Source organism: Myxococcaceae bacterium JPH2 (assembly GCA_016458225.1).
Lineage (GTDB): Bacteria > Myxococcota > Myxococcia > Myxococcales > Myxococcaceae > Citreicoccus.
Window position 1 is genome coordinate 64,220 of record JAEMGR010000018.1, and the last position, 12,734, is coordinate 76,953.

The 12,734-nt window shown below is 70.0% G+C and carries 1 protein-coding gene (cut by a window edge); it reads left to right on the plus strand.

Annotated elements, in window-relative coordinates; translation table 11 throughout:
- On the plus strand, positions 1 to 12,734 hold the start of the coding sequence (locus JGU66_25470) for an IPT/TIG domain-containing protein (protein MBJ6764138.1). 16,297 nt of this gene lie beyond the right edge of the window; only the first 12,734 of its 29,031 coding nucleotides appear in the window; its start codon is at positions 1 to 3; the stop codon falls past the right edge of the window.

Here is a 12,734-nt window from a genome sequence, read left to right on the forward strand (position 1 = left end):
ATGCAGTGGCTCTCCACGTGGCGCCTGGGGGCGCTGGGTGTCGTGCTGGCATTCGTGTGCGCGACGCCGGGCCTCGCCGTGGCGCAGTCCGCGCCGTCGGTGGTGGCGATCTATCCGGTGGCGCCTCCGCAGCCTGGGGCCCGCTCGGTGGAGCTGGGCTTCGAGGTCGAGGGGGGGGACGTCCGTCAGGTCGCCGTCAGTGTGCAGGGCACATCGGCCTCGGCGGGCGCGTTTGCGAACCTGTCGCGGACGGTGGTGTCGCGGGACGAGGCGGGTGCGGTCCCCTTTCACGTGTTGGTGCCGCTCAGCGCGCCGCTCCCCGCGGATGGCCGCCTCACGGTGCGTGCTTCCCCCGTGGTGTCCTCGGGGACAGAGGCTGAGACCGCCCAGGTGGTGCTCGATGCGGCCGCTCAGCCGCCGGGCTTCGCGTCGAACGCGGTGAGCGTGCGGGCGTCCTCGGACGCGAGCAAGCTGCTGGTGGATGTGGCGTTCCAGGGGCCGGTGGCGCGCGCCGAGTTGACGGTGACGGGCGCGTCCTCGGCCCTGTTGCGTACGGTGAAGGGCGACCTGGATGACGTGGAGGCGCATGCCTTCGTGGTGGCTCGCCGGCTGGTGGCCTATCCCCGGCTGACGTCGCCGGGGAAGGTGACGTTCTCCTTGCCCGTGCGAACGCCCTCCATTCCCCCGGATGGTGTGGTCGTCGCGGACGTGGCGCTGGTGGATCCGTTCGGTCGCACCGTCCACACCTCGACGGTGGAGTTCACCGACTCGAACGCGTTCGATCCGGTGCTCTCCCTGCGGGCCAGCCCCTCTCCGTTGCTGCTGTCCGAGGGGCCCGGGCAGCGGGTCACCCTGACGGCGACGGCGAAGTTCGCGATCGCGGGTGACGTGGATGTCAGCGGTGCGTCGAGCGGCGCCACGTACACCTCCCAAGATGAGTCCGTGGCGGTCGTCACGCGCGAGGGACAGGTGGTGGCGCGCGCCAATGGCGACACAACCGTGACGGTGGCGTACGCGGGCTACACGGCCTCGGTGCCGGTGGTGGTGGACTCCACCGCGATCCTGGCGTCGCTGGCGATTGTGCCCGCGCCCCCCGCGACGGCGGCCGTCATCGACCGAGTGGGCGCGGCGCTCCAGCTTCGGTTGGAGGGCGTTCTCACCAATGGCGCCCGGGTTGATTTGACGCCCGCGGAGCTTGGGACGCAGTGGAGTTCCGAGGACGCCTCCAGTTTGACGGTGTCGCCGGATGGTCGGGTGACGTCACTCCGCGCGGTTCCCACGCGGGTCTTCGCGAAGTACCCCGGACAGGCCCCCGTGTCGCTGAAGGTGGATGCGCGCGACGGCGTGCCCGAGGTGACGCTCAGCGCCCCCTCGACGGTGGTGGCCGGGGGCAGCCTCGAAGTGCATGCGACGGCGTCGGATGACGTGGGCGTCGCGCGGGTGGACTTCCTCGTCAACGGCGTGCCGACGGTGTCCGATACCTCGCCGCCTTACGTGTTGGAGGTGAAGGCGCCCCCGTACGCTGGGGGCACGATGGTGCTCCGCGCCCGGGTGGTGGACACCGCGCAGCAGGAGCGACTATCGCCGGAGATCCGCGTCGCGGTGACTGGAGCCCCTGCGGCCAGCTCGCGACACGTCGTGTACGAAGCCCCTCAGGCGGGACAGGTGCTCGTCGCTGGATTGCCGCAGCTCCTGCGGGTGACGAGCGGGGATTGGACCTCGGGCACCTTGGCTCCGGGAGACTTCCAGTCTGTTCGCTTCTCGGTGGATGACGCCCCCCTGGGCGTGGCAGTCGCGCCGAGTGTCGAAGTCCGCCTGAAGTCGACGGCGAAGGGGCAGGAGCCCGTCCTCGTGCCGGTGTGGCAAGTGAGCTTCCTTCCGCCGAAGTCATCGGCGGGGACTGCGGCCATCATTCGCGCGGCCGCAGTGGATGGGGCGGGCGCGGAGGTTCCGGTGGAGGCGCTTGCCGTGCGGATCGCCTCGGACACCGCGCCGCTGCTCACCTTGCGTCAGCCGGTCGGCCCCATCGCTGATGCCACCGTGGGGGCACCTCTCGTCGTGGCGGGTTCGCTGGGAGATGACGCGCTCGCCTTCGGGGTGGACCTTCGCTTGTGGGTGGAGGGTGCCGTGGTGGCAAGCACCCGGCTTTCGAAGGGCGCGCTGGGGAGTTCGCCTGCGGGCTCGGAGGACTTCTCCTTCGCGTGGACGCCGCCCGCGACCAGCTTGGGCAAGCGGGTGAAGATCGAGGTTCAGGCCATCGACGTGGGGGGCAACGAGCGCCGGGTGGCGTTCAACGCGATGGTGAAGGCGGACTCGCCGCCGCAGTTGAGCATTCTCAGCCCCACGCATCAGGGCAGCGTGCTGGCGGGCTCGCATGTGTCACTGCTCGCCGCGACCCTGGATGACTCGCAGCAGCCCGTTCAGGTGAGCTGGTTCGTGAATGGCGCGCCGGTGGGCTTGTCGAGCGCGGCGCCCTATGCCGTCGATTACCTGCTGCCTCCCGCGTCCGCGGGGCAGACGTTCGTCATCGACGCGGTGGCGCGAGACAGCGCGGGCCAGGAGACGCGTCAGTCCGTCACGATCTTCTCTGCGCCGGATGTGCAGCCACCGTCGCTTGCACTCGTCACGCCCTCCCAAGGCGCGAAGGTGGTGCGGACCGAAGAGCTGTTGGTGAGCGTGGCAGGGCTCGATGACGTCGACGTCAGCAAGGTGGAGCTGCTCGTGGATGACGCGGTCATCTTCACGGACACCGCGCCCCCCAAGAACGCAGGAGTTCCGGGCTCATTCGTCACGCACGCCATCGTGGCGCCATCCCTTCTCCAGACTCGGGCCGACCACCGCTTGCGGGCGCGTGCCTATGACGTCTCGGGCAATGTCGGGTTCTCGCCCGAGGTGTTGATCCACGCCCTGGGTGACGCCCCGCCCGAGGTCTCCCTGCGCCGCCCTGCCTCCGGTCAGCACGTCACGGTGGGTAGCAAGCTCGAGGTCGTGGTCGATGCCTCGGACGATGTGGCGGTGAAGAAGGTGGAGCTCTTCCTGGGCGCGACCTCCGTCGCCACCCTGACGGTTCCTCCGTACCGATTCGAGGTGCCCATCGCCGGGCCAGCCCGCAGTGCCGTTTTGAAGGCTGTGGCGACCGACAGCGCGGACGCGACGGCCGAATCCCAGGTCTCGATTGAGATCGCAGAGGACACGCAGGCGCCGCTCGTCGGCTTCCGTTCGCCCGCCGAGGGCGCTCGGGTATTCGCGAGCCGGACGCTGAGCGTCGAGGTGGTGGCCTCGGACGACGTGGCGGTGGCGTGGGCCGAACTGTACCTGGGCGCTCAGAAAGTGGCCCGGCTGCAAGAGGGTGTGCGGGATGGCCTCTACCAGGTCTTCACCTTCCCGGTGCCCATCCCCGCGCAGCCGCCGACCCAGACGGCGCCTCAGAGTCTGGAGCTGCGGGCCGTGGCCGCGGATACCCATGGCCAAACGGCTGAGCGCCGGATTTCCGTCCAGGCCGTACGGGACCAGCCGCCCACCGTGACGGTGCTCTCGCCTCCGTCGGGCAGTCCCTACCGCGAGGGCGAGGATGTGCCCGTGGCCGTGTCGCTCGCGGATGACGATGGGGTCATTGGCTGGGTGGGCGTGTCGGGTGACATCCCCCAGGGGACGCTGCCGGTCACCGGCCCTGCGCGAGATGTGCGGACGCCTCAGGTGGTGACGGTCCGTGCGCCCATTGTCCATCTGGGGCAGCCGGAGACGGTGGGCGTCATGGCGCGCGATACCGCCGGGCAGAATTCGGAGCCGGCGACGGTCGCGCTCCAGGTGACTCGTGATGTGCAGCCGCCCACGGCCCTGCTGGTGTCTCCGCTGCCTTCTCGCGATACCCCACTGGAAGTGGCGTTGAACGGCTCCCTTGGCGCGCGCGTGGAAGTTCGTGATGACGTGCGGGTGTCCCGCGTCGCGGTGCTCGTGGACGGAGTCGTGCTGCACCTGGCGGATGGCTCGGATCCGCTGAGCGTCGCCGAGGAGCGCTTCGAGGAGACCCGCGTTCCGGATCCGCTGGGCCCGGGCAGCATCCTGACCCGCCGGGAGTATGTGGGGAGTTTCGCGGGCACCGTCTCGCTTCGCGGGATGGTGGCGGGAAAGCACACCCTGGTGGCCCGTGCGTTCGATCCCGCGGGGAACGTGACGGAGACCTCCCCGGTGGACTTCGTCGTGAAGCCGCTTCTCGACAAGGAACCGCCTCGCCTGACGTTGTCTCTGGCTGGCGGGCCGGACGAGCGCGTGTGCGTGGCGGGGACCACCGTGAACCTCACCGTGGCCGCGAGTGACGACGGGGAAGTCCGCACCGTGGAGGCGAGCCTGGATGGGGTTGCGCTCAGCCTCCCAGCCTACTCGCCGGGCGCGAGCGTCGTGATGACGATTCCCGTCCCGATGCCGACGCAGGGCGCGGGAGCGCGGGTGATGACGTTCTCGGCGCGAGCTGTGGACTCGACCCTCAAGACCACCGAGGCAAGCCTGACGCGCGTGCTCGTCGAGGATGCGGCTCCCTCGGTCGCGGTGCTTCGTCCCCAGTCCGGTACGGCTGTCACGGAGGAGCGTCGCGAGCAGGTCCAGGTGGAGCTGAAGGATGACGTGGGGCTGGAGTCGGGCTTCGTCGTGCTGTCCACCTCGGCCGCGCGGATCTCCACCGAGACCCCGGATGCGGTGGAACTCTCTGTACCCAACGCCGTGCCGGGAGGTACCGCGTCTCAAGTGACGTGGAGCTTCGGTCAGGCGCAGACGTTCCGCGCGGCCGTGGGTGCGGGGACCCTGCGGATTGTTCCTCCGGACTCGCTCGACCTGGGGACTGCCCCAGGCCGGGTCAAGCTGCGGGTGGCGCCGTCCCCAACGGGGAAGGGCGCACGTGCACGGGTGGCCTATCGCTACCGCATCCTCGCCGGGGCCGAGAACTCGGCGGCCGTGCGGGATTTCCTTGCGACGTACCCCGCGGGCCGGGGCGAGGTGGTGCTCCGGGCGCCTCTGTACGAAGTGGATCTCGGCTTTCCGGTCCCTGACGTCCAGGTCGATGAGATCGATGTGGAGCTGCTGCCCGAGACCGCTGCGGGTGAGCCCGTCGTGGTGTCCCGCACGGGGCTCGTGTTCGATTCCCTCGGTGTCCAAGCGCGCGTGGTGGCGGGGGACGAGTGGGTCGCGCTGGGCCTGTTGGATTCCCATGCCGTGACGGCCGGTCGTGCCATTCAGCCGCAAGTGCGCTTGCGTCCGCCGATGGGGTGGTCTCCGCGCGCGGCGGTGCTGAGCGCGTTCACGCGTGACACCTCGGGCAAGCGCGCGATGGCGACGATTCCCTTGCGCGTGCAGCCAGACACCCAGGTCCCCTCGGTGCTGGTGACGGAGCCCGCCAATGGGAGCACGGTGGTCGAAGGCTCGCCGGTGGCGGTGTCCATGTCGTTCCGAGACAACGTCGAGGTCGAGTCAGCGGACCTTCAGGTGGACGGCCTGACGGTCGCGTCCTTCACGCGTCCAGGTCCGGATGCCAGCACGTCGCTCGTGCTGCGTCGTCCGGCCAGCGGCGCGCCCGTGGCGTTGTCTGTGGTGGCGCGCGATCGCGCTGGCAATGCCTCGGTGTCCGCTTCTACTTTCGTCGATGTCCGCCCGGATGCGGTGCCGTCCGTGCGCTGGAGTTCCTTGGCCTCCGACGTGGAGAGCGTCACGGCGCCGGAGTTGGCGAGCGGCTTCGTTCGACTGTTGCAGGGCACCGTGGCGAACCTGGCCTTCGATGCCCTGGATGACGTGGGCGTGGCCTCGGTGGAGGTGCGGTTCCGGGATGCCGTCGTTCTGAGCGAGGCGGTGTCGCCCGCGACGCGGCTTGCCTCGCGACGCGTGTCGTTCACGCCGCCCGTCGGTCGCGATGGCGAGCCCTCTGTGTTGCTCGTCACCGTGACGGACACCTTGGGGAAGAAGGGGCAGGTCCGGCTGGTGGTGGAGGGACGCCGCGCCAGCGCGCCTGCTGTGGCCATCGCCACACCCGCGCGGGACGCGACGCTCTCCGAGGGCAGTATCCAGCTCTTCCTGCAAGCGGTCGCGGGAGACGACACGCGCGTCCGCAGCGTGCAGTGGTTCATCAACGGGCAGCCTGTGCTGGAGGTCCCTGAGACGACCGCGCAGGCAGTCCGCGTCATGGCGGACCACTTGGAGAACGACCTGCCTGTCCCGTTGGATCCGGACGTGCGAGCGGCGGTCCTCCGACTGAGTGCCCCGTTCCAGGATGTGTCCCGCCTGAAGCTCTATGGCGGTCGGGTGCGATTGCCGCCCGGTTTCGTGGCGTTGGATCCGAACCGGACCCAGACGGCGCTCACGCTGCGCGCGGTGGCGACCGACCTTGAGGGCCACGCGTCCTCCGAGGAGCAGGCTGTCGTGGTCGTGGCTGACACGAGCGCGCCCGTGGCCTCTCTGCTGCAACCGTTGCCCAGCCAGAGCGTGGTCGAGAAGACCCCCTTCCAGGTGGAAGTGTCCGCTTGGGACAACGTCTTCGTGGACCGCGTGGAGATCCTCGCGGGACCGAGTCAGGCCGCGCTCCAGGTGGTGTACGTGGCGGGAGGCTTCCCGCCGGAGAACGCGCTGCCGTCGTCGCCGTTCGACGTGTACGCCCCTCCCGTGAGCTACGCAGTGACGGCGCCCGCGCTCGCGACGCTGGCCGGGGCGGGCGCGCAGAGCGCTCCGTACTTCGTGGCCGCTCGGGCCCGGGATCTCAGCCAGAAGTGGAGCTTGCAGTTCATCCAGCAGGTGAACGTGGTGCGAGACCGCGAGCCGGCGGTCGCCATCATCGCGCCGCCCGATGGTCGCTCGGTGGTGGAGGGCAGCACCGCGACGGTGGTCGTGTCCGCCGAGGATGACGTGGGCATCCAGTCGGTCGAGCTGTCGGTGAATGGCTCGGTGACGCCGCTGGTGCTGCGGCGTCCGCCGTTCGCGTTCCAGGTGCCGGTGCCTCGCGGCGCGACGGAGATGACGCTGCAGGCCTCCGCAGTGGACTCGTTCATGCATCGGGTGAACAGCCAGCTCGTGCGCGTGCCTGTCGTGACCGACAAGGCGCCCACGGTGGCATTGGCGCAGCCACACCAGGGCGACACGCTGACGGAGGGACGCGACTTCGCCGTGGTGGTCGCGGCCCAGGACGATGTCGATATCTCGTGGGTGGAGGTCCTCGTCGAAGGCGGCGTGGGTGGAACGCTGCGCTACACGGGCACCACGCGTCCGTTCTCCTTCCGCGTGCCACTGCCGTATGGGTCCGCGGGTCGGACGCTCACCTTGCGCGCGCGGGCTCGGGACTCGCTGGGCCAGGAGTCCATGGCCCCTGTCGTGACGGTATCGGTCCACGCCGATACAGAACCGCCCTCGGTGGCGTTCCTGTCGCCCGCGGCTGGCTCGGAGATCGTCGAGGGCATGCGCCTGGAGATCGAGGCGAAGGCCGAGGACAACGTGAGCGTGGCCAGCGTGGTGTTCCGCCTGGCGGGAAGCACCGAGCCGCTCGCCACCATGCCGGTCGCGCCGTATCGCTTCTCGTACCGCGTCCCCATGGGGGCACGGGGCAGCACCCTGACGTTCATCGCCGAGGCCACGGACAGCTCCCAACTGAAGTCGCAGCAGCAGGTCTCGGTGAAGGTGGTGAAGGACGAGCCGCCGACCGTGGCCCTGCATGGCCCCGCGCAGGTGGTCGCGGGCTTGAAGCGCCGCTTCTCGGTGACGGCCGAAGACAGCGTGGGCGTGGCCTCGGTGTCCTTGGATGTGGGGACGGGGGACTCGCTGACCGAGGTGGCTCGGCGCTACGTGCTGCCGTATGACTTTGACTATGAGGCGCCCGCGTCGCTCGTCGGCACGACGCTGACGCTGCGCGCTCGCGCGGTGGACCTGTCGGGGCAGGAGACGCGTTCCGCGCCGCTCCAGGTCCAGGTGGTTCCGGACGCTCGGCCCGTGGTGGCCATCAAGAAGCCGCTGCCCGGCACAAACGTCTTCGATGGCCGCCCTGTGCGCATGCAGGTCGAGGCCACGGATGCCGACGGTGGCATCCGGCAAGTCATCTTCCTGGTGGACGGCAAGCGCGTGGCGACCGCCGAGACGCCCGCGGGCATTCCGGGCGCGCCCAACGTGTATGTCGGCGAGTTCATCGCGCCGGTGGGCAGCGGCAATCGGGACTTCGCGCTCACCGCTGTGGCGGTGGACACCGCGGGGCAGGAGACTGTGTCCGCGGCAGTGATGGTGGGCACCGTGCGCGACACCGTGCCTCCCGAGGTGGAGATGGTGGACCCGCCCGCCTACGACCTTGTGACGGAGGGCGACACCGTCACCTTGTCCGCGGCGGCACGCGACAACGCGGGCATCGACTTCGTCGAGTTCTGGGTGGATGGCGCGAAGCTTGGGTCGACGTCGGAGACGCATCCGGGTCCCTCGAATCGCCCGTTGCATTCCCTGAGCTGGCTCGTGCCTGGTGGTCGGGCGGGGGACCAGGTGACGCTGCACTCCGCGGCGGTGGATCCGTCCGAGAACCGCACGGAGTCCAGCTCCGTGAAGGTGGAGATCGGCCTGCGACCGTCGCACCTGCTGAGTCCATTCAGCACGACGTCGTCGCTGGGGCCCGTGGCGGCGAATGCAGCGGGACTCGTGGTGGTGGGTGGCTCTGGGGTGAGTCCGCAGAGTTCGCCCTCGGGGAACGCGGTGGCGTTCGTCCAGGCGACGCAGGGCGACAATCCCTTGGTCGCGCTGGGGCTGGTGCCCCTCGATGCTCCGCCCGCGGCGATGACGATGGCGGGGCAGTTCGCGTTGGTGGTGTCACCATCGCGGCTCAAGGCGGGGGGCGTCTACGTGCCGCCGACCTTGTCGGTGGTGGACGCGAGCACGCGCGTGCTGCGCGGGAGCGTGGACCTGCCCGGCAACGAGGTGCGCGGCGTGGCTGTGAAGGATCGGCTGGCGTACGTGGCCAATGGGTCGGCAGGGGTCGTGGTCGTGGACGTGGGCGTGCCCACGGCGCCGCAGCGGGTGCTCACGGTGCCCGTGCTTGGTGGCGCGCGTGATGTCTTCGTCGCTGGGGATCTGCTGCTCGTGGCAGCGGGCGATGCGGGCCTGCTCGTGCTGGACCCGCGGCATCCGAGGTTGAAGCAGCGGGGCTTCGTGGCGGTCCCGGGTGCCGCGCTGACGGTGTCCGCGGTCGGGTCGCGTGCCTTCGTGGGATGTGATGGCCCGGGGGCTCGACTCGCCGTGGTGGACCTGACGCGGCCTGAGTCGCCGCGCCTGCTGTCTTTGCTTCCGCATGCGCTTGCGCGCCAGGACGTGCTGGCCACGGGGCTGGCGTCCGTGGCGGCGACGGGCCACCTGGTGCTGGGAACCACTCAACTCGTCGACGCGAATGCCCAACCGGTGAAGGGGCTGATGGCCGTCTCGGTCGTCAAACCGGATGGCTCCGCGAGCACGCTGGTTCGCGCCAACCTGCCTCGCGTGGCCCAGGTGGTTCCGGCCGCGGGGGGCGCGGTCACGACGGTGGATGGCTCGCTGGCGCTCTACGGGTTGGAGCGGATGGTCGTCATGTCCGTGAGTCCGGCGGACGGCGCGCGTCAGGTGCCCGTCGCCGCGAATGACCTGGTCATCGATGTCGAGTTCTCCACGGCGCCGGATCCCGAGAGCATCCAGCTTGGAACGGTGGTGTTGCGCGCTGGAGAGCCTCAACTGGGGCCTGAGGTGCCGACTCGGGTGGAGGTCATGGGGCGGCTGCTGCGCGTGCATCTCTTGCAGTCGCTCGCGGTCTCCACGGACTACTTCCTCACGGTGGGGCCGGAGCTGGCCACGTCCACCCACTTGGTCCTCGGCGAGACGTTCCGCTCGCGATTCACCACGCGCGCGGTGGGCGCGGCGCTGCCCTCGGTTCTCGAAGTGGTGCCTGCTTCGGGGCCGTTGGAAGGCGGCACGTTCGTCACGGTGCATGGCACGGGGTTCGCGACGGGGGCTCGTGTCCTCTTCTCCGGGGCGGAGGCCACGGATGTGGCCGTGGCCGCGGATGGGCTGAGTTTGACGGCGCGCACCCCCGCGCAGCTCGAGGGTGCGGCCACGGTCACCGTGGTGAACCCCAATGGCCTGGAGGGCTCGCTCTATGGCGGCTTCCTCTTCTTGAAGATCTTGGAGGTGAACTTCGTCTCCCCCGCCACAGGACCGCTCGCGGGCAACAACACTGTCGAACTGGTCGGAGGTGGGTTCCAGCGTGGTGCCACGGTGACGGTGGGCGGCAAGGCCGCGACCGACGTGCGCGTGCTGTCTCCGGGACTGATGACGGTGAAGATGCCGTCCGGAACCTTCGGCCCCGCGGATGTCCGAGTGACGAACCCGGATGGCCGCGTCGTGGTCGTGCCCGGCGCCTACTTGTACACGGACCTCTCGGTGTCGTCCGTGGTGGGGCGCCAGGTCTCGGTGCCGGGGGATGGCGGGCAGGTCGCGGGACGCCTCCCGTCGTTGCCGCCGGTGAAGGTGGCGCTGTCGGCGGGCAAGGCCTATGTGCTCTCGCCTGCGGCGGTCGCGACCAGCGCGAAGGACGTGGTGGAGCTGCAGCGGTCGAGCATTCAGGGCGCGCTGTCGGTGGTGAATGTGTCGCAGCCCACCCAAGCCTCGGTGATGGGCGGGATGTCGATGCCCGCGCCCTACGAGCCCGTGGCGCTCGCGGTGCGGGGTACGCGCGCCTACGTCGCGGTGAACGGCGCGAGCCTGCCGTACGTGGACGTGGTGGGAGAGGGCGTTCCCTCGCTGCTCGTCGTTGACGTGACCCTGCCGACCGCGCCAGCGCTGGTGGTGGCCGTTCCAGGCGTGGGCAAGGCAACGGGCATCGCGCTCGCGGGGGACCTGGCGCTGATGGCGTCGGGAAGCTCGGGCGTGACGTTGTTCTCGTTGATGGACCCGGACCGTCCAGTGCTGCTGGGCAGCGTGACGAAGTTCCTCTTCGACGGCACGCAGCGTGAGCCGTCCATCGAGGACGTGGCTGTATCGGGTCACTACGCGGTGCTGCGGGCCCAGTGGGGCGGTGAACGGCGTCTGCTCGTCACCGACCTGGCGATGCCGGGGCTGCCCGTCGTGGGTGAGTTGTCCGGCGGCAGTTCGGCGGTCGCGCTCTCGGGGCGGCAAGGTCTGTCCGTGGTGGGAGAGGCCTTGCGCACGCTCTCCCTGACTCCGCCAACCCGTCCGCATGACGTCTCGACGGTGACGCCGCTGGTGGCGGGCATGCGCTTCACATCGGCCGCGCTCGGGGCGCAACTGGGCGTGGCGGGGGCTTCTGGCAACGCGGCGCTCCTCCAGGTGGTGATGGCGTCGGACCCGACGCGCCCCGAGGCCGTGGACGCGGTGGATCTGTTCCCCGCGGCGAAGCTGTCCGACGTGGCGGTGGAAGGCGATGTGCTCGTGGGGACCGTGTCCGAGACGGTGCCCGTGCCCGAGGGGGCTCAGGTCCCTGGCGACGCGTTGGTCGTCGTGGGAGTGCCGTTCCCCGTCGTCACGGCAAGCGTACCCGCGGATGGCGAGACCGCCGTCTACGTGGGCACCACGCCGCGAGTCATCCTGAGCCAACCTGTGCTGGATGCGGACGCGTCCACGGTGCAGTTGGTGCTGATGAACGGATCGGCCGCGGGCGTGCCCGTGCCCTTGTCGCGTGTCGAAGCCGATACGGCCGGGACGACGCTGACGCTCGTTCCCCAGGACGGGTTGGCCGTCAATCAGACGTACCAGATTCGCGTCGAGGGGCTGCACGCCCGGAAGAACTCGACGCCCATGCCTGGGAGCTTCGTGGCGGAGTTCACCACGGCCTCGCAGCCCTCGGCGGTGCCCGTCACTGTTTCCACGCTCACGCCTCGTCAGGGACCGTCCGCGGGTGGGACCCTGGTCACGCTGAACGGCACGGGCTTCGGAGTGGGGATGGAAGTGCGCTTCAACGACGTGCCCGCGCAGCTCGTGTCGCTTGTGTCGAGCACCCAGGCCGTCGTGAAGGTTCCGGCGGGTGGAGCGGGGCCCGCCACGCTCACGGTGGGGGTGCCGGGGGGCAGTCGCGCGGACCTCGTGGGTGCGTTCCTCTACGTGGATTCGCTCTCGGTCGCGGCGGTGACACCCGCTCGCGGGCCGACGTCTGGCAGCACGCGGGTGCTCATCTCGGGCACGGGCTTCGCGCCCGAAGGCGGTGTGCAGGTGCGGTTCGGCGGTCGGCCCGCGGATCAGGTGCGCGTGCTGGGGCTGGGGCTCATCCAGGCCTATACGCCGGATGGGCTGCGCGGGCCGGTGGATGTGACGGTCACCAACCCGGATGGAACCACTCGAACGTTGGTGCGTGGCTTCACGTTCGATCAACCCACGGGGGCATCTGTCGCGCTGGGGCATCCGTTGCGGGATGCCGTGGTGGTGGGCGAGCTGGCCTTCACGGTGGGTGGTTCTGCGCTGGAGGTCGTCGACCTGTCGGGCTTGCGGCGCTTCGGGCCTCAGGTGGGCATGCCCATTCCTCCCGACCAGCGGGGCAAGCTGGTGGATGACAACGGCGACCAGCGCGATGACCGTCGACTGGGGAGCCTGATGCTTCCGGGTGAGGCCACGTCCATCGCGTACCCGCTGGAGGGCGGAGACCTGCTGTACGTGGGTCTCGTCGTCCCAGCGGCTTCGGGGGGCGGCGCCATGGAGGGGGCGGTGGCGGTGGTGGATGTGGACCACCCCGAGTCGCCTGTCCTGCGTCGCGTGAC